At 67.5% G+C, this 26,650-nt stretch carries 25 protein-coding genes and 1 riboswitch; of the genes, 24 read left to right on the forward strand and 1 reads right to left on the reverse strand.

Translation table 11 applies throughout. The features are described from left to right. Window positions 1-3: 3 nt before the first annotated feature. The 13 genes from def to hisF all read left to right on the forward strand — a co-directional run bounded on the left by def (window position 4) and on the right by hisF (window position 10,880). A complete protein-coding gene (gene def / locus ABRP34_RS01120; protein WP_003801545.1) occupies window positions 4-606 on the forward strand; it encodes a peptide deformylase in 603 nt (200 codons plus the stop codon). Continuing rightward, window positions 603-1,523: a methionyl-tRNA formyltransferase gene (gene fmt, locus ABRP34_RS01125; protein WP_353711926.1), complete on the forward strand. Its 921-nt coding sequence runs from the start codon at window positions 603-605 to the stop codon at window positions 1,521-1,523. Before def ends, fmt begins: the two co-directional genes overlap by 4 nt. Continuing rightward, complete coding sequence (locus ABRP34_RS01130; RefSeq protein WP_353711927.1) at window positions 1,520-3,145, forward strand: transcription antitermination factor NusB; 1,626 nt, start codon at window positions 1,520-1,522, stop codon at window positions 3,143-3,145. Before fmt ends, ABRP34_RS01130 begins: the two co-directional genes overlap by 4 nt. Before the next feature lie 73 nt (window positions 3,146-3,218). Next, window positions 3,219-3,881, forward strand: coding sequence for a ribulose-phosphate 3-epimerase (rpe, locus tag ABRP34_RS01135; RefSeq protein ID WP_003801541.1), 663 nt, complete (start codon window positions 3,219-3,221; stop codon window positions 3,879-3,881). Between the two features lie 116 nt (window positions 3,882-3,997). Continuing rightward, window positions 3,998-4,146, forward strand: a riboswitch (FMN riboswitch). 95 nt (window positions 4,147-4,241) lie between these two features. Next, window positions 4,242-4,952, forward strand: coding sequence for a nicotinamide riboside transporter PnuC (gene pnuC / locus ABRP34_RS01140; RefSeq protein ID WP_353711928.1), 711 nt, complete (start codon window positions 4,242-4,244; stop codon window positions 4,950-4,952). Between the two features lie 47 nt (window positions 4,953-4,999). Beyond that, window positions 5,000-6,127 carry a bifunctional diaminohydroxyphosphoribosylaminopyrimidine deaminase/5-amino-6-(5-phosphoribosylamino)uracil reductase RibD gene (gene ribD, locus ABRP34_RS01145; protein WP_353713283.1) on the forward strand — a complete coding sequence of 376 codons (1,128 nt, stop codon included), beginning with the start codon at window positions 5,000-5,002 and terminating at the stop codon, window positions 6,125-6,127. After that, window positions 6,127-6,795 carry a riboflavin synthase gene (locus ABRP34_RS01150; RefSeq protein WP_353711929.1) on the forward strand — a complete coding sequence of 223 codons (669 nt, stop codon included), beginning with the start codon at window positions 6,127-6,129 and terminating at the stop codon, window positions 6,793-6,795. Before ribD ends, ABRP34_RS01150 begins: the two co-directional genes overlap by 1 nt. A gap of 38 nt (window positions 6,796-6,833) precedes the next feature. Next, window positions 6,834-7,520: a 3,4-dihydroxy-2-butanone-4-phosphate synthase gene (gene ribB / locus ABRP34_RS01155; RefSeq protein WP_353713284.1), complete on the forward strand. Its 687-nt coding sequence runs from the start codon at window positions 6,834-6,836 to the stop codon at window positions 7,518-7,520. Further along, on the forward strand, window positions 7,517-8,218 hold the full coding sequence (gene ribA, locus ABRP34_RS01160) for a GTP cyclohydrolase II (protein WP_314192493.1): 702 nt from the start codon (window positions 7,517-7,519) through the stop codon (window positions 8,216-8,218). The genes ribB and ribA overlap by 4 nt, the downstream gene beginning before the upstream one ends. 18 nt (window positions 8,219-8,236) lie before the next feature. After that, entirely contained in the window at window positions 8,237-8,719 is a 483-nt protein-coding gene (gene ribH, locus ABRP34_RS01165; protein ID WP_003801528.1) for a 6,7-dimethyl-8-ribityllumazine synthase, read from the forward strand. A 153-nt stretch (window positions 8,720-8,872) separates the two neighbouring features. Then, a complete protein-coding gene (locus ABRP34_RS01170; RefSeq protein WP_003801526.1) occupies window positions 8,873-9,136 on the forward strand; it encodes a phosphoribosyl-ATP diphosphatase in 264 nt (87 codons plus the stop codon). Between the two features lie 58 nt (window positions 9,137-9,194). Continuing rightward, window positions 9,195-10,055: an ATP phosphoribosyltransferase gene (gene hisG, locus ABRP34_RS01175; protein ID WP_003801524.1), complete on the forward strand. Its 861-nt coding sequence runs from the start codon at window positions 9,195-9,197 to the stop codon at window positions 10,053-10,055. A 48-nt stretch (window positions 10,056-10,103) separates the two neighbouring features. Further along, window positions 10,104-10,880, forward strand: a complete 777-nt coding sequence (gene hisF / locus ABRP34_RS01180) for an imidazole glycerol phosphate synthase subunit HisF (protein WP_003801522.1) — start codon at window positions 10,104-10,106, stop codon at window positions 10,878-10,880. Between the two features lie 57 nt (window positions 10,881-10,937). Here the strand turns inward: hisF and ABRP34_RS01185 are convergent, their stop codons facing one another. Then, window positions 10,938-11,582 carry a TIGR03085 family metal-binding protein gene (locus tag ABRP34_RS01185; protein WP_043418603.1) on the reverse strand — a complete coding sequence of 215 codons (645 nt, stop codon included), beginning with the start codon at window positions 11,580-11,582 and terminating at the stop codon, window positions 10,938-10,940. 281 nt (window positions 11,583-11,863) lie between these two features. Between ABRP34_RS01185 and ABRP34_RS01190 the strand changes: the two genes are divergently transcribed. The 11 genes from ABRP34_RS01190 (at window position 11,864) to ABRP34_RS01240 (ending at window position 26,597) form a co-directional block, all read left to right on the forward strand. Beyond that, window positions 11,864-12,604, forward strand: coding sequence for a hypothetical protein (locus ABRP34_RS01190; RefSeq protein WP_353711930.1), 741 nt, complete (start codon window positions 11,864-11,866; stop codon window positions 12,602-12,604). 161 nt (window positions 12,605-12,765) lie between these two features. Beyond that, entirely contained in the window at window positions 12,766-13,221 is a 456-nt protein-coding gene (gene hisI / locus ABRP34_RS01195) for a phosphoribosyl-AMP cyclohydrolase (protein ID WP_353711931.1), read from the forward strand. Window positions 13,222-13,323: 102 nt separating this feature from the next. Then, a complete protein-coding gene (locus tag ABRP34_RS01200) occupies window positions 13,324-14,901 on the forward strand; it encodes an anthranilate synthase component I (RefSeq protein WP_353711932.1) in 1,578 nt (525 codons plus the stop codon). Beyond that, window positions 14,901-15,536, forward strand: coding sequence for a Trp biosynthesis-associated membrane protein (locus tag ABRP34_RS01205; RefSeq protein ID WP_353711933.1), 636 nt, complete (start codon window positions 14,901-14,903; stop codon window positions 15,534-15,536). Before ABRP34_RS01200 ends, ABRP34_RS01205 begins: the two co-directional genes overlap by 1 nt. A gap of 97 nt (window positions 15,537-15,633) precedes the next feature. After that, window positions 15,634-15,918: an HGxxPAAW family protein gene (locus ABRP34_RS01210; protein ID WP_307101467.1), complete on the forward strand. Its 285-nt coding sequence runs from the start codon at window positions 15,634-15,636 to the stop codon at window positions 15,916-15,918. Between the two features lie 2 nt (window positions 15,919-15,920). Further along, on the forward strand, window positions 15,921-16,739 hold the full coding sequence (gene trpC / locus ABRP34_RS01215; protein ID WP_003800896.1) for an indole-3-glycerol phosphate synthase TrpC: 819 nt from the start codon (window positions 15,921-15,923) through the stop codon (window positions 16,737-16,739). A 93-nt stretch (window positions 16,740-16,832) separates the two neighbouring features. Further along, window positions 16,833-18,158 (forward strand): tryptophan synthase subunit beta, encoded by a 1,326-nt coding sequence (gene trpB, locus ABRP34_RS01220; protein ID WP_353711934.1) that lies wholly within the window; start codon window positions 16,833-16,835, stop codon window positions 18,156-18,158. Continuing rightward, window positions 18,155-18,958: a tryptophan synthase subunit alpha gene (trpA, locus tag ABRP34_RS01225; protein WP_353711935.1), complete on the forward strand. Its 804-nt coding sequence runs from the start codon at window positions 18,155-18,157 to the stop codon at window positions 18,956-18,958. The genes trpB and trpA overlap by 4 nt, the downstream gene beginning before the upstream one ends. 8 nt (window positions 18,959-18,966) lie before the next feature. Continuing rightward, entirely contained in the window at window positions 18,967-20,265 is a 1,299-nt protein-coding gene (lgt, locus tag ABRP34_RS01230) for a prolipoprotein diacylglyceryl transferase (RefSeq protein WP_353711936.1), read from the forward strand. A 265-nt stretch (window positions 20,266-20,530) separates the two neighbouring features. Further along, window positions 20,531-25,147, forward strand: a complete 4,617-nt coding sequence (gene gltB / locus ABRP34_RS01235; RefSeq protein WP_003800905.1) for a glutamate synthase large subunit — start codon at window positions 20,531-20,533, stop codon at window positions 25,145-25,147. Next, window positions 25,140-26,597, forward strand: coding sequence for a glutamate synthase subunit beta (locus tag ABRP34_RS01240; protein WP_353711937.1), 1,458 nt, complete (start codon window positions 25,140-25,142; stop codon window positions 26,595-26,597). Before gltB ends, ABRP34_RS01240 begins: the two co-directional genes overlap by 8 nt. Window positions 26,598-26,650 lie beyond the last annotated feature (53 nt).

The raw sequence follows: 26,650 nt of genomic DNA on the forward strand, positions 1-26,650 counted from the left end.
CACATGGCAATTCTGAATATCCGTATCATCGGCGATCCCGTGCTTCGCACGGTTGCCGACCCTGTCACGGATTTCGGGCCTGAGCTGGCCAGGCTCGTTGCCGACATGACCGAAACAATGGAGGACGTGGAGGGCGCAGGCCTGGCCGCGCCCCAGATCGGAGTCAGCCTGCGGGTCTTCACCTACCGGATCGGCGGCGTTGAAGGCCACATCATCAACCCTGTGCTGGAAAACAGTGAAGATTTCCAGCCGGATGAGGTGGAGGGGTGCCTCTCCATCCCCGGCCTGGGCTTCCCGGTCCGCCGTTACCGCAGCACCCGTGTCACCGGCGTCGATATTAACGGGAACCCCGTCTCTGTGGAGGCGGAGGGCATGCTTGCCCGCTGCTTCCAGCATGAGACCGACCATCTGGACGGCATCCTCTTCACTGACCGGCTCGAAGGTGAGGACCGCAAGGCCGCCCTGCGCTCCATCCGCAACGCCAACTATGACTCCATCACCGAACAAACCACCGCCAAGCGCGCCAAGACCGTCGGCTCCAGTTTCGGTGGCGGCAGCTTCGGCGCGGCAACGTCCGGAACCGGCAGCTTCGGCGCTGCCGGATGAGGGTCCTCTTCGCCGGAACACCGTCCGTAGCTGTCCCCTCGCTGGATGCCCTGGTGGCCGCCGGCTTCGAGATCGTCGCGGTGCTGACCCGGCCGGACGCGCCGGTGGGACGCAAGCGTGTGCTCACGCCCTCGCCCGTCGCAGCCCGGGCCGCCGAGCTCGGCATCGACATCATCCACGCGTCCCGGGTGGACGCAGCCGTCACCGAACGGATCGCCGAGACCCGCCCCGACGTAGCCGCGATTGTCGCCTACGGCGGGCTGGTGCCCCGCGTGGCCCTCGATATTCCGCGGCACGGCTGGATCAACCTGCACTTCTCGCTGCTGCCGGCCTGGCGCGGCGCGGCCCCGGTGCAGCGGGCCGTCATCGCCGGCGACGACATCACCGGTGCCGTGACCTTCCAGCTCGAGGAGGGGCTCGATACGGGCCCTGTCATCGGCACGCTGACCGAAGCCGTCGGGCCGGAGGACACCTCCGGGGCACTGCTTGAACGGCTGTCCCACAGCGGCGCCGTCCTGCTCGCCCAGACGCTGTCCGCCATCGGGTCCGGCGCGGCGTCGCCGCTTCCCCAGGAGGGGGAAGTGAGCCTGGCGCCCAAGCTGACCATCGACGACGGCCGCATCGACTGGTCGGAGCCGGCCCTGTCCGTGGGGCGGCGGGCACGCGGCGTGACACCCGAACCGGGAGCCTGGACCACCCTCGATGGCCAGCGGCTGAAGCTTGAGCCGGTGCGGCTCCGTCCCGACGTCACCGATGTCCAGCCGGGACAGCTGGTGCTGGCCGGCAAGAGCGTGCTGGTGGGGACGGGTTCGCATGCCGTCGAACTCACCAAGGTGCAGCCTGCAGGCAAGAAAATGATGGCCGCCGCCGACTGGGCGCGCGGCCAGGCATCCCTCGAAAGCGTGGTATTCCAATGAGTGATTCCGGCAGAAGCGGATCCGGGCAGGGCCGATCAAGCCGCGGCGGCCAGCGCGGTTCAGGCGCCGGCGGCCAGGGCGGGGGAGGAGCCAGCCGCCGCAATGCCCAGGGCCGGGAACGCAACCGCGGCCCCCAGCGAGCCTTCACCGAGAGCGCACCGTCGCAGCGCACCCGCAGGGCAGACCCCGCCAGGCTGGTGGCGTTCGAAGTTCTGCGCGCGGTCGCTGCCGAGGACGCCTATGCCAATCTCGTGCTGCCGGCGCGCATCCGGCAGCATGGCCTCGACCGGCGCGACGCCGGATTCGCCACCGAACTGAGCTACGGGGCGCTGCGGAGCCAAGGCACGTACGACGCCATCCTCGCCCGCTGCGTGGACCGGCCCCTGGACAAGCTGGATCCGGCTGTCCTGGATGCCCTGCGTATCGGGGTCCACCAGCTGCTGGCAATGCGCGTACCCGCACACGCGGCCCTTGACCAGACGGTGGGCCTGGCCCGTGCGGTCATCGGTGCCGGTCCGTCGGCACTGATCAATGCCGTGCTCCGGAAGGTAGCGGCCCGCAGCCTGGACGAGTGGCTTGACGAGCTGGTTGCCGGCGAGCCGGACGAGACCAAGGTTGCGTCCGTCCGGTACGCCCATCCGGAGTGGATTGTCCGGGCCCTGCGGCAGTCCCTGGTGGCACACGGACGCCCGGTCGGCGAAATCAATGATCTGCTGGAAGCCGACAACGCGGCCCCCGTGGTCAACCTGGTGGCCCTTCCCGGGCTGGGAAGCCTGGACGAGGCCCTGGAGAACGGCGCCGTCCCCGGCGAACTGGTGGAAGGGTCAGCGCTCTCCAGCGGCGGTGACCTCGGCCGGCTGGAGTCAGTCCGGTCCGGCACTACGCGCGTGCAGGACGTCGGCTCCCAGTTGGTGGCCAGGGCCCTGGCGGCTGCCAGCCTTGACGCAGGGCGTGCCGAAAACGCAGGGCTTGGCGAAAACGCGGCGGATGCGGACACCGCCGCAACAGGAGAAGACACCGCCGGGGAGGCCTGGCTCGATCTCTGCGCCGGGCCCGGCGGCAAGGCAGCCCTGCTGGGCGCGCTGGCAAACGAACGGGGAGCCACGCTCCTCGCCAACGAGCCCGCCCCGCACCGGGCCAAACTGGTCAGCCAGGCGCTGTCCGCTGTTCCTTCGGACGTCTGGACCGTCAGGACCGGCGACGGCAGGGAGGTTGGCGCGGAACGGCCTGCCGCTTTTGACCGCGTGCTCGTGGACGTGCCCTGCAGCGGGCTCGGAGCCCTGCGCCGACGGCCCGAATCCCGCTGGCGCCGCACGCCCAAGGACCTTGCCGACCTGGGGCCGCTGCAGCGCGACCTGCTGAACTCTGCCTTGGCGGCCGTGCGGCCCGGCGGCGTGGTGGCCTACGTGACCTGCTCGCCGCACCCGGCCGAAACCACGGCAGTGGTCAGCGACGTCCTGCGCAAACGGGACGACCTGGAACTCCTGGACGCCGGCAGCGTGCTGGACGCCGTCAGCCTGGGCGGCAGCCTGGGCGCCGGTCACGAGAAGACCGCGCAGCTGTGGCCACACGTCCACAGTACGGACGCCATGTTCCTCGCCCTTATCCGCCGCAAATCCTGACTGCTCAGGAAGTGCTGACTTCCGATTGACTGACCCCGCATCTCCGGACTTCCGTCCCGCGAAAGGACCCCGCATGACGCAGTGCTGCATCAACCCCAGCATCCTCTCCGCCGACTTCGTGAACCTCGAAGCCGAGCTGCAGAAAATCAGCAACGCTGATTCAGTACATGTGGATGTGATGGACAACCACTTTGTCCCCAACCTCACCCTGGGCCTTCCCGTGGTCCAGCGGATCCAGGCGGTCAGCCCGGTTCCGCTGGACGCCCACCTCATGATTTCCGACGCCGACCGCTGGGCTCCCGGCTACGCGGACGCCGGCGTCGCGTCCGTGACGTTCCATGCCGAGGCCTCGATTGCGCCGGTGAAGCTAGCCCGGGAGCTGCGCGCCCGGGGTTCGAAGGCCGGGATGGCGCTCCGGCCCGCCACGGCGGTGGAGCCGTACCTGGACATGCTTCCGGAGCTGGACATGCTGCTGATCATGACGGTGGAACCCGGGTTTGGCGGCCAGGCGTTCCTTGACCTCACCCTGCCCAAGATCCGCCGCGCCCGCGCCGCGATCGAGGGATCCGGCGTAAACGTTGCCATCCAGGTGGACGGCGGAATTACCGAGGAAACCATTGTCCGTGCCGCAGAAGCCGGAGCGAACGTCTTCGTCGCCGGGTCCGCAGTGTATGGCGCCGCGGATCCGTCCGGAGCCATCGACCGGCTGCGCAAGGCCGGCAGCCTTAAGCCCTAGGTCCTCAGGGGCAAGCGTCATGGGGGCCACAACCGGCCTCCATGACGCCGGAAATGACGGACCGCAGCGGGAATAGCCTGGGCCTGCGCCAAGTTGTGTCAGAATAGCAACACACAATACGTGCTCCGGGGTCGGTGTAAGTCCGAACCGGCGGTGACAGTCCGCGACCCGCGAGCCGGTGGTTCCTTTACGGAAGCCCGGCGGACGGTTGAACTGGTGAAATTCCAGTACCGACAGTTAAAGTCTGGATGAGAGAAGCACGTACAGCTGTACTTGTGGCGTTCCACAACGCCGCTGCGTTTCGCTGTCGTATACCCCCGGAGCACTCTCGGCTCTTGAGGGAAGGAACGACACGCACGCATGGACATCCTGCGTTGGCTCTTCGAGGCACAGATTCCCGTTGGCGGATCGGTGCTTATTCTCCGCGAAGTGCTGGGAAACATTTTTGGCCTGGCCAGTGCCCTCGGCGGCATGCGGCGCAAGGTCTGGGCATGGCCGGCCGGCATCGCGGGCAACCTTCTGCTCCTGACGGTCTTCCTGGGCAACGTCTTCGGCTCCGCCACGCCGGCCACGCTCTGGGGCCAGGCCGGGCGGCAGGTCATGTTCATCATCGTGGCCATCTACGGGTGGCAGCGCTGGCGGCATAGCCGCCGGGCGGCAGGATCCTTGACGGCGATCGCGCCCGCCTGGGCCAGTGCCAGGACCCGTGTGGCGCTGGTACTCGCGCTAGTGGCCGGAACCGCCGCCCTCACTCCGCTCTTCGACTCGCTGGGCTCCTACCCGCCGGTGTGGGCCGACGCGTGGACCTTCATGGGCTCCCTGCTGGCCACCTACGGCATGGCCCGCGGATGGACGGAATTTTGGCTGATCTGGGTTGCCGTCGATGTGGTGGGCGTTCCGCTGCTCTTCAGCGCCGGATACTTTGCCAGCGCCTTCATGTACCTGTTCTACGGCTTCTTCACCCTGGCCGGCTTCATCGTCTGGTGGCGGGCGTCCCGGGCGCAGGCCCAGGCGGACCCCTCCAACGTCAAGGTTGAGACCGCCTTCCCGGACCCGGCGGTGTCCAGGTGACTGCTACCCAGCCGGTATCGGCCTTCACCGCTGCTGAAACAGCCGCCATGGACCTTGCCCTGGAAGCCGCCCTGCAGGGCCCCCGGGGGGCCAATCCGCTGGTGGGCGCCGTCGTCGTCGGACCTGACGGCCGCCAGCTGGCGACGGGATTCCACCGCGGTGCCGGCACCGCGCACGCAGAAGCCGACGCGATAGCGACGGCGGTCAGCACCGGCGTCGACCTTCACGGGTCCACCATGGTGGTCACCCTGGAACCGTGCAACCATGTGGGCCGTACGGGGCCGTGCGCGCAGGCCATCATCGACGCCGGGATAGCGAACGTCGTGTACGCCGTCGACGACCCCCATGACCCCGCCGCCGGCGGGGCCGCCACCCTGCGGGCGGCGGGCGTCAGCGTGCGCAGCGGACTGGCCGCCGAGCGTGCGCTGGAGCTGAACCGGCGCTGGTTCCAGGCGGTCGACGCCAAGCGCCCCTTCGTCACCCTGCACATCGCCCAGACCTTGGACAGCCGGATTGCCGCCGAGGACGGCACCAGCCAGTGGATATCCAGCCCGGAGTCGCTGGCGGACAACCACGGCATCCGGAACCGGATCGACGCCATCTTGGTTGGAACGCAGACCGTGCTCGTGGACAACCCCCGGCTGACAGCGCGCGACGCCAACGGCGACGCCACCGGAAAACAGCCGCTGCGCGCGGTCATGGGACTTCGCGATGTGCCGGCGGACGCTGCCGTGCGCGGCGACGACGGCAAGGTCCTCCACCTTCCCACCCGGGACCCGCGCAAGGCACTGTCCGTCCTGTTCGCCGCCGGCACCAGGCACGTCATGGTGGAAGGCGGATCGCGGATCCTCAGCGCCTTCCTCGCCGAGGGCCTCGTGGACGAACTCATCGTCTACCTGGCGCCCACGCTCCTGGGCTCCGGAACGCCGGCCCTCAACGGCCTCGGCATCGGAACGCTGGCGCAGGCGCAGCGCTGGGCATGGGACGCAGCGTCCGGCGGCGCGGTCCAGTTCCTGGGCAGGGACCTGCGCCTTCATCTGCTCCCGGAGGAAGCCACCGTGCCCCACCGGACCCAGGACACGCCCGCAGCGGCACAGTCACCATCACCTCAACCAACGTCAACCGATTCACTACCTGTCCGCACAGCAGCGGACACAGCCATGGGAGGCTACTGATGTTCACCGGAATTATCGCCGAACAGGGAAAGGTCCTCTCCGTGGACCGGAACGGGGACACAAGCGCAACGCTGCGCCTGCACGCCCCCGGCACGGCTGACGGCCTGCCGCTGGGCGGCTCCATCGCCGTCAACGGCGTCTGCCTCACCGCTACGGCCATCGACGGCAAGGACTTCAGCGTCGACGTCATGGGCGAGACACTCATCCGCAGCACCATCGGCGAGCTTGCGGCGGGCGATCCCGTCAACCTGGAACGCTGTGTCCCCGCCGGCGGGCGCCTTGACGGCCATGTGGTCCAGGGGCACGTGGACGGCGTCGGCGAACTGCTCGAACGCGAGCCGCAGGGAAACTGGGAACGGCTCCGGTTCGGTGTGCCCCAGCGGCTTGCGCGCTACATCGCGGAAAAGGGCTCCATCGCCATCGACGGCGTCTCCCTCACCGTCACCGCGGTTAGCCCGGCAGCCGAGACGTCGCCGTGGTTCGAGGTGGGGCTTATTCCCACAACCCTGGCCGACACCGGCCTCGGGGCCAAGCCGGCCGGCGCCAGGGTCAACCTTGAGGTGGACGTGCTGGCCAAGTACACCGAGCGGCTCCTCGCTTTCCGCACCGACGGCACGGGGTTCGGCACCGAAGCCCCGGTTGTTACTGAAAGCGGGGTTCAGCTGTGAACGGCACGGCAAAGCTTGACGCCGCGGTCTCTGGCGGCCTGGCCTCTGTTCCCCCGACGCTGGATCCGATTGAGGACGCTGTCCGCGCCATGGCGGCCGGCCGGCCGGTGCTGGTGGTGGACAACGAAGACCGGGAAAACGAAGGCGACATCATTTTCGCGGCCCAGCACGCCACGCCCGCTCTCATGGGCTGGACCATCCGGTACAGCTCCGGCGTCATCTGCGTGCCGCTCGACGGCGCCCGGGCCGACGCGCTGGAACTGCCGCCCATGGTGGAGGTCAACCAGGATTCGAAGGGCACCGCCTATACCGTCTCCTGCGACGCCGCCACCGGCGTCAGCACCGGCATCTCGGCCACCGATCGGGCCCTCACCGCACGCGTCATCGCCGATCCGGCCAGCGGCCCGGACACGCTGACCCGCCCCGGGCATATTTTTCCGCTGCGGGCCGTTAATGGGGGAGTGCGTGAACGCCCCGGCCACACCGAAGCGGCCGTCGACCTCTGCCGGCTCGCCGGCCTGGAGCCGGTGGGCGTGATCGCCGAAGTTGTATATGACGACGGGGAGATGATGAGGCTGGACGGACTGCGGGTATTCGCTGCCGAACACGGCTGCCCCTTGATCTCGATCGAGGACCTGGTTGCCTATCTGGGAGCTGACCACCGTGTATCTTCACAGGAGAGCACTTTGGAAGTCAGTCCGGCCGCAGAAGGGGAAACACGATGACGGCATTTCAAACAGCGGAGCCGGGCAGCAACGGCCGGCAGCCGCATCCGGTGAGCAGCGGCCCGGTGGTCCAGCTGCCCACGGCGTTCGGTAATTTCGTGACACAGGCCTGGACCGATCTGGTGACCGGCGCCGAACACCTTGCGGTCAGCTCCCCGAATGCGCCCAAGGACGGGAAGGCGCCCCTGGTGCGCCTGCACTCGGAATGCCTCACCGGCGACGTCTTTGGCTCCTACCGGTGCGACTGCGGCGAGCAGCTCGCCTACGCCCTGGAGCTGATCGCCGAGAACGGCGGCACGCTGTTGTACCTCCGCGGCCAGGAAGGCCGGGGAATCGGGTTGGCCAACAAGATCAAGGCCTACGCCCTGCAGGAGGCAGGGTTCGACACCGTCGAGGCCAACGAGCAGCTGGGACTGCCCGTCGACGCCCGCTGCTACAAGGCCGCGGCGCAGATCCTGGCCGAGATGGGCCTGCACGAGATCCGGCTGCTGAGCAACAACCCGGACAAGCAGAACCGCCTGGCCGTCGCCGGCGTGAAGGTCGTCGAGATGGTTCCCACCGAGGTGCCGTCCCGGGAGCAGAACCTCAGGTACCTGCAGACCAAAAAGGACCGGATGGACCACCTCCTGACGCTCGACACCGAGACCGCGGGCCTGCCCCGCACCGGCACCGACACTTTTGACCACGAACAAGACTGAACGGATCACGAAGACTTTATGAGCGGACACGGCGCACCCCAGATTGACCTCACCACCCTCGACCCCGCGGAAACCTCGCAGCTCAAGCTGGCGATCGTGGCGGCAAGCTGGCACACGCAGATCATGGACGGACTCCTGGACGGCGCCCTGCGCGCGGCCAAGGACGCCGGCATCAACGAGCCGACGGTGCTGCGCGTCCCGGGCAGCTTCGAGCTTCCCGTCGCCGCCGCGCGGCTGGCTCCGCACTTTGACGCCGTCGTTGCCCTCGGCGTCGTCATCCGCGGCGGAACGCCGCACTTCGACTACGTGTGCCAGGCCGCGACGTCGGGACTGACCGACGTGAGCGTCAGCACCGGCGTTCCGGTCGGGTTCGGCGTGCTGACCTGCGACACGGAAGAGCAGGGCCTCGACCGGGCCGGCCTGCCCGGTTCCTCCGAGGACAAGGGGCATGAGGCCGTCACGGCCGCACTCTCGACGGCGCTGTTGCTCAAAAACTACTAAGTGCTCAAGCACTACTAACGGAATATTTCCCCAGTTCCGGGGCGCTGCGGGGATGTGGGCGCAAGCATGCACCGTGTGTAATCGCTCACATCCCTGCCGTCATGGAACTGCCCGACAGGCGGGCCCCGGCCCCGAGCAAGTAGGCTGGAGGGCGTGAAGAATTTCGAGACGCTGTTCGCAGAACTGAGCGAGAAGGCAGCGACCCGCCCCGAGGGCTCCCGCACCGTCGCCGAACTGGAGTCGGGAATCCACGGCATCGGCAAGAAAGTCGTGGAGGAAGCGGCTGAAGTCTGGATGGCCGCCGAGTACGAATCAGACGAAGCCGCCGCCGAGGAGATCTCGCAGCTCCTGTACCACCTGCAGGTCCTGATGCTCGCCAAAGGACTCAGCCTGGAAGACGTCTACAAGCATCTTTAGCCGCCTCCGCGTGGCCCCGCTTGCCTGACCCAAACTTCCAAACCAGAAAGACCTCCTAATGCTGCGTGTAGCCGTACCCAACAAGGGATCCCTGTCCGAAGCCGCCTCCGCCATGCTGTCCGAGGCGGGCTACCGCCAGCGCCGGGACAACCGCGAGCTGGTCATGGTGGACCCCGACAACGACATCGAGTTCTTCTTCCTCCGCCCCCGGGACATCGCCGTTTACGTCGGACAGGGAACGCTCGACGTCGGAATCACCGGCCGCGACCTCCTGCTGGACGCGCAGGTGGAAGCTGAGGAACTGCTTCCGCTCGGCTTCGCCGCCTCAACGTTCCGTTTCGCCGGACCGATCGGGGACTTCAGCGTTGTGGAGGAACTCGAAGGCAAACGCCTCGCCACCAGCTACGACGGCCTCCTGCGCGACTACCTGGCCGAGCGCGGCATCAAGGCGAAGGTGGTCCGGCTGGACGGCGCGGTGGAATCCTCCGTGCGCCTCGGCGTCGCGGACGCCATCGCCGACGTCGTCGAAACGGGCAACACCCTCAAGGCCGCCGGCATGGAGATCTTCGGCGAGCCGATCCTCAAGTCCGAGGCAGTACTCATCCGCCGCACCGGCGAGGGCGGCGCGGCCAACGGCACGGCCAAGGAAATCGACGTCCTGATCCGCCGCCTGCAGGGCGTCCTGGTGGCGCGCCAGTACGTGCTCATGGATTACGACATCCGCAAGGAGCTCGTGGAGCAGGCCGCAGGCCTCACGCCGGGCCTGGAATCACCCACCGTCTCGCCGCTGCGCGATTCCGACTGGGTGGCCGTACGCTCCATGGTGCCCAAGAAGGAAACCAACCGGATCATGGACGAGCTGTACGACCTCGGCGCGCGCGCCATCCTGGTCAGCAGCATCCACGCCTGCCGGATCTGACCCGGTTTTCCTTAACAGCACAACCTCAGCAGTACAACAGGAGAAGTCATGGCTGTAGCCGTCCGCGTTATTCCCTGCCTGGACGTTGATGCCGGCCGCGTGGTCAAGGGCATCAACTTCGAAGGCCTCCGCGACGCCGGGGACCCCGTGGAACTGGCCCACCGCTACGACAACGCCGGCGCCGACGAACTCACCTTCCTCGATGTGACCGCCTCCTCCGGCAACCGGGAAACGACGTTCGACGTCGTCCGCCGCACCGCCGAGGAAGTGTTCATCCCGCTGACCGTCGGCGGCGGCGTCCGCGGCGTGGCCGAGGTGGACAAGCTGCTGCGCTTCGGCGCCGACAAGGCATCGATCAACACCGCAGCCGTGGCCCGTCCCGACGTCATCGACGAAATCACCCGGCACTTTGGTTCCCAGGTGCTGGTGCTGTCCGTGGACGCACGGCGCGTCCGTCCCGGCTCCCAGCCCACGCCGTCGGGCTTTGAAGTGACCACCCACGGCGGCCGCCAAGGTACCGGAATCGACGCCATCGCCTGGGCCAAGGAAGCGGCGGACCGCGGGGTGGGTGAGATCCTGTTGAACTCCATCGACGCCGACGGCACCAAGGACGGCTTCGACCTCGAGCTCATCCGGCTGGTCCGGTCCGCTGTCAAGGTTCCGATCATCGCATCCGGCGGCGCCGGCGAACCAGCGCACTTCGCGCCTGCCGTGCAGGCCGGAGCGGACGCCGTCCTCGCTGCCTCCATCTTCCACTGGGGCCCGGACGACATGATGTCGCAGGTCAAGACCGCAATCCGCGACGCCGGCTTCGAGGTCCGCTGAGGTCCGCTGCTTGAGCTTGTCGAAACCGGATTTCGACAAGCTCAATCACCGGTGCAGTTACAGCCCTACTTCGGCTGACTGGAGGAGGGCGACGGCGTCTGGCTGGCCTTCGAAGGTCACCAGCGCGTGGCGCGTGCGGCCGTGGGCGTGCATCAGCAGCTCACCGGGCTCCCCGACGATGGCCACGGACACCGGAGCCCGCTTGGCCACGTGGCGGGGGCCGGAGGGACTGACCAGGACGATGCCCAGGTCCACGCCGCGGTACAGGATGGCGGCACGCTTGACCAGCTCATCCCACAGGGCATCAGAGTATTCCTCGTCGAGGGCGCGGGGTGCCCAGCGGTCAACGGCGCGCCGGACGTCCTCCGTGTGCACGAAGTATTCGATCAGGTTGGAGCTCTCATCAAGCGCCTTGATCTTCAGCGGCGAGAGCGGAGGCGGTCCCGCGCGGAAGGAGTTCACGAGCTTGGCGTAATCGTCGGCGGTCCTGAGTTTTGCGGCCAGGCGGGCGGTGGCCTTGTCTGAGGCCTTGGACAGGCTCTTAATAATCAGGCCCAGCCCAACGGCGGCCTTCCGCTCGCGCAGGTAGAGGTGAGCTGCGAGGTCCCTGGTCTTCCAGCCTTTGCAGAGCGTGGCGGAATCAGGGCCGGCCGCCAGCAGGGTCTCGGCCAGGACTTCTCGGGACGGATCGACGAAATGCATCACTTGGAAAACTAGCACGTCCGCCGGGGAGTTGCGCAGTCTGTGGGTACCGGGGAATTTGTGCCCCTGTTCACGCTGGTCCCGGGCAGTTCCCGAATCCGGCGACGCTTCAAGAAACCCCAAGCTTTTTCCAAGCTGGTCCACCAAGTATGGGCAGGGGGGAGTGCACGCAACTGGCTCCAGCGCATCATCAGACGCTTTTAGGTCTGCTTCCGGGGAGTGAGCGGAAAGGCTGCAGTGGAGCGAATAACAAAACTCCATCTGTGGCGTGAGGAAATGTAATGAGCACTCTCAAGAAAATGGGCACACTGGGCAGCCTCGGGCTGCTTGTTTCGGGCAGTCTGATCTTCGGTTCGGCTAACGCCGCCACAGCGGCGACGTGCCGCACGGGCCTGGCCGCCCCCAGCAGCACAACCTTCACCGGGACGCTCGTGACGGCCACCAACTTCGAGGGAAACACCCTGTCGCCGTTCACCAGAAGCGTCTCGGGGACCGGAACGGTGGCGGTGACGAGCCCCAAGGCGCACTCAGGAACGTGTTCGGTCCGAATCCGTGCGACTGACACATCAGGTTCAATAGCGAAAATGTATGTGGGACTGACCGCCGGAACAAAGCGGGCCAGCGCTGATGTCTGGGTGAACATCACCACCGGCGGCCTTGCCGGCAACAATGTGCCGTACGTCCGGTTCTTCTCGGGTTCCACCCGGGTGGCGGACGTCTTCCGCAACAACGCCAACGGAGAGCTGTGGCTGCGGACCGCAAATCCCAACGGTACGGTCTCCTACGCCAGGCTCCAGGCCGCCAGCGTTCCGCTGAACACCTGGCAGCATGTCAGGATGCAGGTGCGGGCGGACGGCGCCAGGTCTTCCATCCAGGTGTGGTTCGGAACCGTCCAGGTGTTCAACAGGACAGTGAACCTGCCTTCGACGACCCTGAGCAGGGTCCAGTTTGGTGCGGAGCACCCGCGCCAGATGGGTGACAGCTACGTCGACGACGTCGTTATCAAGCGTTCCGCTTCCTGACCGGACCAAAATACTCTCTCTCTCTCTCCCTTTGAATGTGGCTGGCCGCACGGCCCGCAGGTGGCTCAAAGCCCCTGCGGGCCGTGCGGTTGTGTCCAGGGGGCGGGGGAGGCCGGGGGCGTTTGTGCCAGCGTCCCGGGATGGGCACTAGACTTGACGTGATGTCTGAGCAGCCCGCCCCCAGCCCCGCCCCCGCCCCTGCCGCCGGTGCCTCGTCCCCCGACGCCGGTTCCGACGCCGGCGAAAGCCTGCCGCCGGGGAGCCCGCTTCCGGCCGGGATTGCCGCGGCGCTGAAACGGGACGGGGCCGGACTCGTCGCCGCCATCGTGCAGCAGTTCGACACCAACGAGGTCCTCATGCTGGGCTGGATGGACGACGAGGCCCTCAACCGGACCATGACCACCGGCCGGGTGACGTTTTACTCCCGCTCCCGCCAGGAGTACTGGCGCAAGGGTGACACGTCCGGCCACGTGCAGTGGGTCAAATCGGTGGCCCTGGACTGCGACGGCGACGCCCTGCTCGTGCGGGTGGACCAGGTGGGTGCTGCATGCCACACCGGTACGCGGACCTGCTTTGACGGCCGGGCCTTCGACGTAGTGGCAGGTCCGGCCAACTAGCGGCCCCCTCCCACCCAACAGGCCCCCACCCAACAGGCCCCCACACTCAACAGGCCCCACCCCCACAGGCACTGGCCAAGAACAGACGGAGAACCAATAGCGATGCAGGACCTCGGAATCATCAGCCCTGGCCTGGAAGAATTCCGGGAACTCGCCGCCCACAGCCGCGTCATCCCTGTCCGGCTCAAGGTGCTGGCGGACGCTGAAACGCCGATCGGGCTGTACCGGAAGCTGGCGCAGGGCCAGCCGGGCACGTTCCTCATGGAGTCGGCAGCTGTCGGCGGCGCCTGGTCCCGCTACTCCTTCATCGGTTCCCGGTCCCGCGCCACGCTGACCACCAAGGACGGACAGGCGCACTGGCTGGGCGAGCCGCCGGCAGGGGTGCCCGTCGACGGAAATCCCGTCGATGCCATCCGCGACACCATCGAGGCGCTGCGCACCGACCGGTTCGACGGGCTTCCGCCGTTCACCTCCGGCCTGGTGGGCTTCCTGGGCTGGGAAACGGTCCGCCACTGGGAGAAGCTCACCAGCCCGCCCGAGGACGACCTGCAGCTGCCCGAACTGGCGCTGAACCTCGTCACGGACATGGCCGTCCACGACAACATGGACGGCACGGTGCTGCTCATCGCCAACGCCATCAACTTTGACAACAGCTCCGAACGCGTCGACGAGGCCTGGCATGACGCCGTCGCCCGCGTGAAGGAGTTGCTGGCACGCATCAGCACCCCGGTGCTCCAACCGGTGTCCGTGCTGGAGCCGGCTGCCCTCGATTTTGCTGCCAGCGTCCAGGAACGCTGGCACGAGCCCGAGTACCTTGCCGCCCTCGACCGGGGGAAGGAGGCGATCGTGGACGGCGAAGTCTTCCAGGTGGTCATCTCCCGCCGCTTCGAGATGGAGTGCCGGGCGTCGCCCTTGGATGTCTACCGGGTGCTGCGCAACACCAACCCGAGCCCGTACATGTACATTTTCAGCCTCGAGGACGCCGCCGGCCGGCAGTATTCGATCGTCGGCTCGTCGCCGGAGGCGCTGGTGACGGTCACCGGCGAGGACGTCATCACGCACCCTATCGCCGGTTCCCGGCCGCGCGGCAAGACCGTGGACGCGGACAAGGCATTGGCCGAGGAACTCCTCGCAGACCAGAAGGAACGGGCGGAACACCTTATGCTGGTGGACCTGTCCCGGAACGATCTTTCGAAGGTCTGCGTGGCGGGTTCCGTGGACGTCACCCAGTTCATGGAGGTGGAGCGCTTCAGCCACATCATGCACCTGGTCTCCACCGTCGTCGGGCGCCTGGCTCCGACGGCGAAAGCCTATGACGTCCTGAAGGCCACCTTCCCGGCCGGAACCCTTTCCGGCGCCCCGAAGCCCCGGGCGCTGCGGCTCCTGGATGAACTCGAGCCGCACCGGCGCGGCATCTACGGCGGCGTGGTGGGCTACCTGGACTTCGCCGGCGACATGGACATGGCCATTGCCATCCGTTCCGCACTGCTGCGCGAAGGACGTGCCTACGTCCAGGCGGGCGGCGGCATCGTGGCGGATTCGAGCAATCCGGCCGAGGCGCAGGAAACCGTCAACAAGGCGGCGGCCCCGCTGCGGGCTGTCCACACGGCCGGCTCGCTGCACAACATCACGCCGGACTCCGTCAGCAGCCCCGATTCCGTCACGGAGGCAAACTCCTGATGGCGGTTCCCGCAGGATCCGCCTTGCCGGGCAAAGCACACAGCACAGTCCCGGGCTGGGCGCGGAAATCCACGGTGGTGCTGCTGATCGCGGTCCTGGCGCTGGCGGTCTTCGGCACCACCACCCAGACCTGGCTGACGATCCACCTGGACCCCCAGCAGTTGGGCCAGCCTGCCGGCAGTGAAGGCGGTCTCCAGGTCCAGGGCAGCAAAGCCGCCACCACGGTCACAGCTTTGGCCCTCGTCGCGCTGGTGGGCGGGCTCGCGGCCTCCATCGCCGGAAAGATCGCACGCTGGGTCACCACGGCCATCATCGTGTTGGCGGCAGCCGGCATCATCGCCGCGGCCGCCACCGTTCTCGCTGACCCGCTGGCCGCGGCCCAGGGATCCATTGCCGCCGCCACCGGTGTCTCGGGTGGAAACGCGGACGTAAGCGTCAGTGCCTTCCCGGTGCTCGCCGTCGTCGCAGGATCCCTGCTGGCCGTCTGCGGCCTGCTGGTAGTTCCGGCGGGGCGGTACTGGAAGTCCCGGACCAGATACGACGCCGCGGCGACCGGTCCTGCAGGAGAGCAGACCGGCCCGGTGGACGAGATCGACAGCTGGGACAGGCTCTCCCGGGGCGACGACCCCACCTGAGCCGGTGGGTCACGCAGCCACGCACCCGGGCCGCGATGCCGAAGGCCGCGGCAAAAAATGGCAGAATGTAAGCAGTATTGATCCTGAGGAGATTCACATGAGCAAAGCCACTGTTTCCGGTACAAAGCCCGCGGCCCCCAAGGAGCACCACGGCATCGACCACAGCATTGACCTGGGCCACGGCAACAGCCCGGCCGCCTGGACCTGCGTGATCGTCATGCTCATCGGCGCCCTCATCGCCTCCATCGCGTTCGTCATCGCCAACACCCCGATCTTCTGGGCCGGTATCGCCGTCATGTTCGTTGGCCTGCTGGCCGGCTACATCATGCGCAAGGCCGGCTACGGCGTGGGCGGCAGCAAGATCAAGAACACCGGCCACTAATCGTGACCGTTCTCGACGACATCAATGCCGGTGTCAGGGAGGACATGGAGGACCGGAAGCGCCTCGTGTCCCTCGCGGAACTGAAGGACCGCGCCCTGGCGGCGGCTCCTGCCCGAGACGCCTGGGCTGCCCTCGGCGGCGCGTCCGCGGACCGGGGCGAGCTGAAGGTCATCGCCGAGATCAAGCGCCGCAGCCCCTCCAAAGGCGACCTCGCCAGCATCGCGGACCCCGCGTCGCTGGCCGTGCAGTACGCCGACGGCGGAGCCGCGGTGATCAGCGTGCTCACCGAGCAGCGCCGCTTCAACGGTTCGCTGGCTGACCTGGACGCGGTCCGTGCCCGGGTGGACGTCCCGCTGCTGCGCAAGGACTTCACGCTGGACGAGTACCAGATCTGGGAAGCCCGCGCCCACGGTGCGGACCTCATCCTCCTGATCGTGGCCGCCCTGTCCGACCAGCAGCTGCGCGAATTCAGCGCCCTTAGCCGCGAACTCGGCATGAACGTGCTGGTGGAAACGCACACGCCCGAGGAAGTCGAGCGCGCCGTGGCCGCCGACGCCCGGATCATCGGCGTCAACGTCCGCAACCTCAAGACGCTCGACGTCGACCGTTCCGTTTTCGCCACGCTCGCCGGCAGCATTCCCGCCGGCGCCGTGGTGGTGGCGGAGTCCGGCGTCCGCAACGCCGACGACGTCGCGCACTACGCGGCGCACGGCGCCAACGCCATCCTCGTGGGGGAGGCGCTCGTCAGCGACGCCACCCCGCGTGAACGCATCGCGGAGTTCACAGCGGCCGGGGCCGCGGCCATCGCCGCCCGGGCCTGAGCTCCCACCCAACCGTGGCGCCATCCGTCCGCACGCCGTGCGGACGGATGGCGCCTGACATCAATAAGAAAAGTGAACAGGATGGTGAGACTGATGGCCGACGCGCCAACAGCCGGCTCTGACCAGGGCTCGGTGGATGCATTCCTGCAGGGAGGCACCTCGCTGCGCCACGCCCCGGGACCCTACTTCGGCGCCTATGGCGGCCGCTGGATGCCTGAGTCACTGATTGCGGCCCTGGACGAGCTCGAGGACACGTTCGAGAAGGCCAAGGCCGATCCCGAGTTCACCGCCCAGATCGCGGACCTGAACAAGAACTACTCCGGCCGGCCCTCACTCCTGACCGAGGCCAAGCGCTTCGCCGAGCACGCCGGCGGCGTCCGGATCTTCCTCAAGCGCGAAGACCTGAACCACACTGGCTCCCACAAGATCAACAACGTGCTGGGCCAGGCACTTCTTGCCAAGCGGATGGGCAAGACCCGCGTCATCGCCGAAACCGGCGCGGGCCAGCACGGCGTGGCAAGTGCGACGGCAGCTGCCCTGCTGGGCCTCGAATGCGTGGTCTACATGGGCGCCGAGGACTGCCGCCGGCAGGCGCTGAACGTGGCCCGGATGGAACTCCTGGGCGCTACGGTCATCCCCGTCACCAACGGTTCGCAGACCCTCAAGGACGCCATCAACGAAGCCCTCCGGGACTGGGTGGCCAACGTCGGCAACACCCACTACCTGCTGGGCACGGCAGCGGGCGCGCACCCGTTCCCGGCGATGGTCCGCTACTTCCACGAGGTCATCGGCGAGGAGGCTCGCGCCCAGATCCTCGAGCAGGCAGGGCGCCTGCCCGACGCCGTCTGCGCCTGCATCGGCGGCGGCTCCAACGCCATCGGCATTTTCCACGGCTTCCTCGATGACCCGTCAGTGAAGATTTACGGCTTCGAGGCCGGCGGTGACGGCGTCGAGACCGGCCGCCACGCGGCCACGATCACGCTGGGCCGGCCCGGGGTGCTGCACGGTGCCCGGTCCTACCTGATGCAGGACGACGACGGCCAGACCATCGAGTCACATTCCATCTCGGCCGGCCTGGACTACCCCGGCGTCGGACCGGAGCACTCCTACCTGGCGGACATCGGGCGCGTCAGCTACGAGCCGGTCACGGACAGCGAAGCCATGGAAGCGTTCCGCCTCCTGTGCCGCACCGAGGGGATCATCCCTGCGATCGAGTCCTCCCACGCCCTCGCCGGCGCCATCAAGGTCGGCCAGCGGCTGGCCTCGGAAGCTGGCCCTGCCGGGGCCTCAGACAAGATCGTGATCGTTAACCTCTCCGGCAGGGGTGACAAGGACGTTGCCACCGCAGCGGAGTGGTTCGACCTGCTGGAGAAGGACTCGGCCGAGGCAGTCATCGGCAAGGAAGGGGAGCAGCTGTGACCACGGCGGACATCACCAGCAAGTCGGCTCTTGCCATTGACAAGGCCCGCGCGGAAGGCCGTGCGGCCCTGATCGGCTACCTGCCCGCCGGGTACCCCAGCGTTGAGGAGACCATCGCTGCCGGCATCGCCCTGGCGCGCAACGGCGCGGACCTGATCGAGGTCGGCATTCCGTATTCTGACCCGGTCATGGACGGCCCGGTCATCCAGGCAGCCACCACCGAGGCCCTGGCCAAGGGATTCCACGTCCGGCAGGTCTTTGACGTCGTCGCCGGCATAACCAGCCAGACCGACGCCGCCGTCCTGGTCATGACGTACTGGAACCCCGTGGTCCGGATGGGCGTGGACGAGTTCTCGCGGCGCCTGGCCGAGGCCGGGGGAGCGGGGCTGATCACCCCTGACCTGATCCCGGACGAGGCGGCCGAGTGGATGGACGCGTCGGAGAAGTACGGCCTGGACCGTGTCTTCCTGGTGGCGCCCTCCTCCACGCCTGAGCGCATGCGCCGGACCGTGGAGGCGAGCCGCGGCTTCGTCTACGCGGTCTCCATCATGGGTGTCACCGGTGCCCGCACGGCCGTGAGCGATGCGGCCACCGGTGTCGTGGCGGCGGCCAAGGCTGCCGGCGCGGAACGGGTGTGCGTAGGCCTCGGCGTTTCCACGGCCGAGCAGGTCGCGGAGATCGCAGCGTACGCGGACGGCGTGATCGTCGGCTCGGCGCTCGTGGCGGCCGTGCGCGACGGCGGCGTGGACGCCGTTGCACAACTCACCAAGGACCTCAGTACCGGACTGGCCAGGAAGTAACCGCACCCATGCAGACGCTCCTCACCGCAGCAGCACTGGTTCCAGCCGGCATGGTGCCCGCCAGCATCCCGAGCCCGGACTGGTCCGGATTCGATATTCCGCTGCCGTGGGGATCGCTCCGCATCCACGCGTACGCCCTGTGCATCCTGGCGGGGATCGTCGTCGGCCTGTGGCTGACATCCGTCCGCTGGGCCAAGCGCGGAGCGCCCGAAGGCAGCGTCTGGGACATCGCCATCTGGGCCATCCCCTTCGGCATCATCGGCGGCCGGCTCTACCACGTGTTCTCGTCGCCGGATGCGTACTTCGGTCCCGGCTTCGACGGCACCGGGGACCTGTCCCTGATTCCGCAGATCCAGCGGGGCGGCCTTGGAATCTGGGGCGCCGTGGTGCTGGGTGCTTTCGGTGCCTGGATCGGCTGCCGCCGTGCAGGGGTCAAGCTCACGGCCTTCATCGATGCCGCGGCGCCTGGCCTGCTGCTGGCTCAGGCCCTCGGCCGGTGGGGAAACTACTTCAACCAGGAGCTCTTCGGCGGCCCGACCACGCTGCCGTGGGGCCTCCAGGTGGACGCGGACAACGCCAACTTCCCGGCCGGCTACCCGGCCGACACGCTCTTCCATCCCACTTTCCTGTATGAATCCCTCTGGAACATTCTGGGTGTGCTGATCCTGCTGGCCCTCGACCGGCGGTTCCACTTCCGCCGCGGCCGGCTCTTCTGGCTGTACGCCATGTACTACACGCTGGGCCGGGTCTGGATTGAGGCCATGCGGATCGACGACGCCGAGCAGATCAGCCTCTTCGGCATCACCACCCGCCTGAACGTCTGGACCAGCATCTTCGTGTTCATCGCCGCACTGGCCGTGTTCATCGTGCTGGGCCGGCGCAAGGACGGGAACGCGGACAGCGTTTACCTGCCGGGCCGGGAGCCGGCACCTGCAGCGGCCGCAACGGCCGGGACGCCGGTCGCCGAGGAAACCGGCGGGAAGCGGGTCTCCGGGGAGGCCGACGGCGGGACGCCGGCCGTTGGTGAAACGGCAGGTTCGGCGGCGGAAAAGGACACGCCAAAGGACTCCGCTTCCGCTCCAAGTGTGACCGGCAATCCGGTCCGTGATACGGACCGCGTTGTCTCAGATAGTGAATCGCGTGATAATCTCCCTGATAACCAAAACGGTTCCGGGCTAGCTTCTGCCCAAACCGAAGCAGTCCCGGCATCCACCGGCGGCACCCCAACCGCCGCGGAGTCGCGGAACACCGGAAAGCCCGGTGGCACCGAGACCGGGACCGCGCCGGAGTCCGGCAGCTCACGCTAGCCGGCGCCGGTACCCAGGGCAGCAGAGAGTTACCGCTCGGAGCGCCCAACACCACAGCGTCGTGGCAGAGGCCCACTCCGGTCAGCATAGACTGCTGGCCGGTCAAGCCCGGGGCGGAAGCCTGCGTAACTGTTAGTTCAGCACGCATGCCTGCCCTACAATTTCCAGTAAGCAGTAACACTTTGTTGCGCCCATCACAGTGGCGCTCTGAGTGGGGCCAACGTTGTCCCTTCCATACGCACGATCAGGAGGAAGGACGTCTCCCATGACCCAAACTCTTTCAAGCCCCAGCTGGTCCGAACCGAACCAGCCGGACGCCGCCATGTCGCCGTTCAAGCGGTTCGCGGCGCTCCCCGAGGCATCCGGGCTCTACAACCCGGAGCAGGAGAAGGACGCCTGCGGTCTTGCGATCATCGCCACACTGCGTGGTGAACCCGGCTACGACATTGTCGACGCCGCCCTTACCGCCCTGCGCAACCTCGAGCACCGCGGTGCCGTCGGCGCCGATGAGGGAACGGGTGACGGCGCCGGTCTCCTGATGCAGGTGCCGGACGAGTTCTTCCGTGCCGTCACCGAATTCGAACTTCCGGCCCCCGGCCAGTATGTGGTGGGCACGGCCTTCCTGCCCGCTGAGCAGCGCGAGGCTGACGCCGCGAAGGCAGGCATTGAGGGCCTGGCCGCCGACGAGGGACTGACCGTCCTGGGCTGGCGCGAGGTTCCCGTCGTCGCCGACCTGGTCGGTGCCATGGCGCGCGCCTGCATGCCGTACTTCTCGCAGCCGTTCTTCGCCTCGGCGACCGGCGAGCAGCTGGAACGCAACGACCTGGACGGCCGCGCCTGGCGTATCCGCAAGCGCGCCCAGAACAAGTTCGGCGTCTACTTCCCGTCGCTGTCCTCCCGGACCATCGTCTACAAGGGCATGCTGACCACGGCCCAGCTGGAGCCGTTCTACCCGGACCTTTCGGACAAGCGCTTCAAGACCAAGCTGGCGATCGTCCACTCCCGCTTCTCCACCAACACCTTCCCATCCTGGCCGCTGGCCCAGCCGTTCCGCACCATCGCCCACAACGGTGAAATCAACACCGTGAAGGGCAACCGGAACTGGATGCGCGCCCGCCAGTCCCAGCTCGCCAACCCGCTGCTGGGCGACTCGCCGGAAGAGCTGTTCCCGATCTGCACGCCCGGCGCGTCCGACTCCGCGTCCTTCGACGAGGTGGCCGAACTGCTGTGGCTGTCCGGCCGCCCCATCACGCACGCCATCATGATGATGATCCCCGAGGCCTGGGAAAACCACGCCACGATGGATCCCGCACGCCGTGCGTTCTATGAGTACCACTCCCTCCTGATGGAACCCTGGGACGGCCCTGCCGCCGTCTCATTCACCGACGGAGCCCTCGTGGGCGCCACCCTGGACCGCAACGGCCTGCGCCCCGGCCGGTACTGGATCACCGAAGACGGCCTGGTCGTCTTCGCCTCCGAGGTGGGCGTCATCGACGTCGAACCCTCCAAGGTGGTCAAGAAGGGCCGCGTCTCCCCGGGCAAGATGTTCCTGGTGGACACCGAGGCCGGCCGGATCATCGGCGATGACGAGGTCAAGGCGGAGGTTGCCGCCGCGAACCCCTGGGCCGAGTGGGTCAAGGACAACCTGATCGACCTCAACGAGCTGCCGGAACGCGAGCACGTGGTGCACACCGCGGCGTCCGTGAACATCCGCCAGCGGACCTTCGGCTACACCACCGAAGAACTGAAGATCCTGCTGGGCCCGATGGCCCGCACCGGCGCCGAACCGCTGGGCGCCATGGGCTCCGACACCCCGGTGGCTGTGCTGTCCAAGCGCCCCCGCCTGCTCTTCGACTACTTCGTGCAGTCCTTTGCGCAGGTCACCAACCCGCCGCTGGACGCCATCCGTGAGGAACTGGTCACCTCGCTGACCTGCGCCATCGGCCCCAACGGAAACCTCCTGGACACCAAGCAAGTGCGCCAGCCGCAGGTCTCCCTGCCGTTCCCGGTGATCAACAACGACCAGCTCGCCAAGATTGCCAACATCGAGGACGCCGAAGGCAACCGTGTGGCCATGAAGGTCCGCGGGCTCTACCGCCCCGAGGGCGGCGAGAACGCGCTGCGCGCCCGCCTCACGGAAATCTGCGAGCAGGTGTCCGGTGCCATCAACCGCGGCGTGCAGTACGTGGTCCTCTCCGACCGCGACTCGAACGCCCAGTGGGCCCCGATCCCGTCCCTGCTGCTGGTCAGCGCCGTGCACCACCACCTGCTGCGCAGCGCCAACCGCACCAAGACCGCCCTGGTGGTCGAGGCTGGCGACGTTCGCGAGACGCACCATGTGGCTGTACTCGTGGGCTACGGCGCGTCCGCCGTAAACCCGTACCTGGCCATGGAATCCGTCGAGCAGCTCATCGCTGCTGGCGACGTGGTGGGTGTGACCCCGCAGGACGGTGTTTACAACCTGATCAAGGGCCTCGGCAAGGGTGTCCTGAAGATCATGTCCAAGATGGGCATCTCCACCGTGGCGTCCTACACCGGCGCGCAGACGTTCGAAGCGCTGGGCCTGGGCCAGGAGCTCGTGGACGAATTCTTCGCCGGCACGCATTCCCAGCTGGGCGGCGTGGGCCTGGACGTCATCGCGGCGGAGGTTTCCGCGCGTCACCAGATGGCCTACCCGGAGGGCGGCATCGAACAACCGCACCGGCCCCTGCTGGGCGGCGGCGAGTACCAGTGGCGCCGCGACGGCGAACCGCACCTTTTCAACCCGGAGACCGTTTTCCGGCTGCAGCACGCCACGCGTGAGCGCCGCTATGACATCTTCAAGGCCTACACCAAAGGCGTGGACGACCAGTCCGAGAACCTGATGACCCTGCGCGGTCTCCTCAAGTTCAAGGACGGCGTGCGCCCCGCCGTGCCGCTCGAGGAAGTCGAGCCGGTCTCCAGCATCGTCAAGCGCTTCTCCACGGGTGCCATGAGCTACGGCTCCATCTCCAAGGAAGCCCACGAGACCCTCGCGATCGCCATGAACCGGCTGGGCGGCAAGTCCAACACCGGTGAAGGCGGCGAGGACGTGGACCGCCTGCTGGATCCGGAGCGCCGTTCCGCTGTCAAGCAGATTGCCTCGGGCCGCTTCGGCGTCACGAGCCTCTACCTGAGCAACGCGGACGACATCCAGATCAAGATGGCCCAAGGCGCCAAGCCCGGCGAAGGCGGCCAGCTGATGGCCCAGAAGGTGTACCCCTGGGTCGCCCGGACGCGCCACTCGACCCCCGGCGTCGGACTCATCTCCCCGCCCCCGCACCACGACATCTACTCGATCGAGGACCTCGCGCAGCTCATCTACGATGCCAAGCGCGCGAACCCCTCGGCCCGGGTGCACGTCAAGCTCGTCTCCGAGGTGGGCATCGGCACAGTTGCTGCCGGCGTGACCAAGGCCAAGGCCGACGTCGTGCTTGTTTCCGGGCACGACGGCGGTACCGGCGCCTCGCCGCTGAACTCGCTCAAGCACGCCGGCGTGCCGTGGGAGCTGGGTCTCGCAGAGACCCAGCAGACCCTCATGCTCAACGGCCTGCGCGACCGCGTGGTGGTACAGGTGGACGGCCAGCTCAAGACCGGCCGCGACGTCGTCATTGCCGCGCTGCTCGGCGGCGAGGAATTCGGCTTCGCCACGGCACCGCTGGTGGTTGAGGGCTGCATCATGATGCGCGTCTGCCACCTGGACACCTGCCCCGTCGGTGTTGCCACGCAGAACCCCGAGCTGCGCGCCCGCTTCAGCGGCAAGCCGGAGTTCGTGGTGAACTTCTTCGAGTTCCTGGCCGAGGAAGTCCGCGAGATCCTCGCGGAGCTCGGTTTCCGGAGCATCGAGGAAGCCATCGGCCACGCCGAAATGCTGGACACCCAGGAGGCCATCAGCCACTGGAAGGCCGAGGGCCTGGACCTGGACCCGATCCTGCACGGCCTCGAGTTCGACGACGACGCCCCATTGCGGAACCTGACCGGCCAGAACCATGAGCTGGACAAGCACTTCGACCAGCGGCTCATCACCATGGCCGCCGAAGCGCTGACCGACCGTGCCCCGGTGAAGATCACTGTTGACGTCATCAACACCGACCGTTCGGTGGGCACCATGCTGGGCCACGTCGTCACCAAGACGTTCGGCACGGATGTGCTCGCCACGGACACCATCGACATCACGCTGAACGGCACCGCCGGCCAGTCGCTGGGCGCCTTCCTGCCCGCCGGCATCACGCTGCGCCTGTACGGCGATTCGAATGACTACGTCGGCAAGGGCCTTTCCGGCGGCCGGATCATCGTCCGCCCGGACCGCTCCAATGTGTTCCAGGCCGAGCGCAACGTCGTGGCCGGCAACGTGATCGGCTACGGCGCGACGAGCGGCGAGCTGTTCCTGCGCGGCCAGGTGGGCGAACGCTTCCTGGTCCGCAACTCGGGCGCCACCGCGGTTGTTGAAGGCATCGGCGACCACGGCTGTGAGTACATGACCGGCGGCCAGACGCTGATCATCGGACGCACCGGCCGGAACTTCGGCGCGGGCATGTCCGGCGGCACGGCCTACGTGCTGGACCTGGACACCGCCCGGGTCAACAAGGAAGCCCTGCAGTCCGGTGAACTCCAGCTCCTTGAGCTGGACGCCGAAGACCGCGACATCGTCCACGGCTTGCTGGTCAAGCACGTGGAGGAAACCGAATCCCAGCTGGCCGCGCGTCTGCTCGATAACTTCGACGACACCGCTGCCCGCATTACCAAGGTGCTGCCGCGCGATTACGCCGCAGTGCTGCAAACCCGTCTCGACGCCATCGAAGAGGGCCTTGACCCCGACGGCGAAGAAGTTTGGTCTCGAATCCTGGAGGTGACCGGTGGCTGATCCACGCGGATTTCTGAAAGTACGTCAGCGTGAAACCCAGCCGCGCCGTCCCGTTCCCGTCCGCATCATGGACTGGAAGGAAGTTTACGAGGCCCAGGAAAAGGGCGTCCTGAAGAGCCAGGCCGGCCGCTGCATGGACTGCGGTGTGCCGTTCTGCCACCAGGGCTGCCCGCTGGGGAACCTGATTCCCGAGTGGAATGACCTCACGTGGCGGGACAAGGGCCAGGAAGCGATTGAGCGGCTGCATGCCACCAACAACTTCCCGGAATGGACCGGTCGGCTCTGCCCCGCCCCCTGCGAGGCGTCCTGTGTGCTGGGCATCAACCAGCCCGCCGTGACCATCAAGCAGGTCGAGGTTTCCATCATCGATGAGGCCTTCGACAACGGGTGGGTCAACCCGCTGCCTCCGCACCGCCTCACCGGCAAGACGGTCGCCGTCGTCGGTTCCGGTCCTGCCGGCCTGGCGGCTGCACAGCAGCTGACCCGCGTGGGCCACACCGTGGCCGTTTACGAACGCGACGACAAGATCGGCGGCCTGCTGCGCTACGGCATCCCCGATTTCAAGATGGAAAAAGAGCAGGTGGACCGCCGGCTCGAGCAGATGAAGGCCGAAGGCACCCGCTTCCGCACCGGCGTTGCCGTCGGTACGGACGTCACCTGGGAGCAGCTGCGCCGCCGCTACGACGCCGTGGTCATCGCCACCGGTGCCACAGTGCCGCGTGACCTGCCCATCCCGGGCCGCGACCTGGACGGCGTGCACTTCGCCATGGATTACCTGGTTCCCTCCAACCGCGTGGTGGCGGGGGAGTCCCCGGAGAACCACATCGACGCCCGCGGCAAGCACGTCGTCATCCTCGGCGGCGGCGACACCGGTGCGGACTGCATCGGCACGGCGCACCGCCACCAGGCAGCGTCGGTGACCACGCTGGCCATCGGCAAGCAGCCGCCGCTGGAACGCGCCGGCCACCAGCCGTGGCCGACGTTCCCCACCCTCTTCGAAGTGGCCAGTGCCCACGAGGAAGGCGGTGAGCGCACGTACCTCGCCTCCACCGTGGAGTTCGTGGGCGAGGACGGCAAGCTGACCGGCGTCAAGGTCGCGGAGACCGAATTCGTGGACGGCAAGCGCCTCCCCAAGGCCGGCACCGAACGGATCATCCCCGCTGATCTGGTGTTCCTGTCCCTCGGCTTCACCGGACCCGAACCTGCAGGCATCACCGAGCAGGTCAACGCCGAGTTCGACGGGCGCGGCAACGTGGCCCGCGACGGCTACTACATGACCAACACCGAGGGTGTCTTCGTGGCAGGCGACGCCGGCCGCGGACAGTCGCTGATCGTGTGGGCCATCGCCGAAGGCCGTGCCGCCGCTGCGGCGGTGGACAAGTTCCTGATGGGAAGCACCATCCTTCCTGCTCCTGTCGCTCCGACGGACCGTGCCATAGCCGTCCTGTAGCGCCGATCCGGGGATGAAACTCATCTCCGGGACAACTTAACCAATGCAAGTGA

Source organism: Arthrobacter sp. K5, assembly GCF_040448525.1.
GTDB classification, from domain to species: domain Bacteria; phylum Actinomycetota; class Actinomycetes; order Actinomycetales; family Micrococcaceae; genus Arthrobacter; species Arthrobacter globiformis.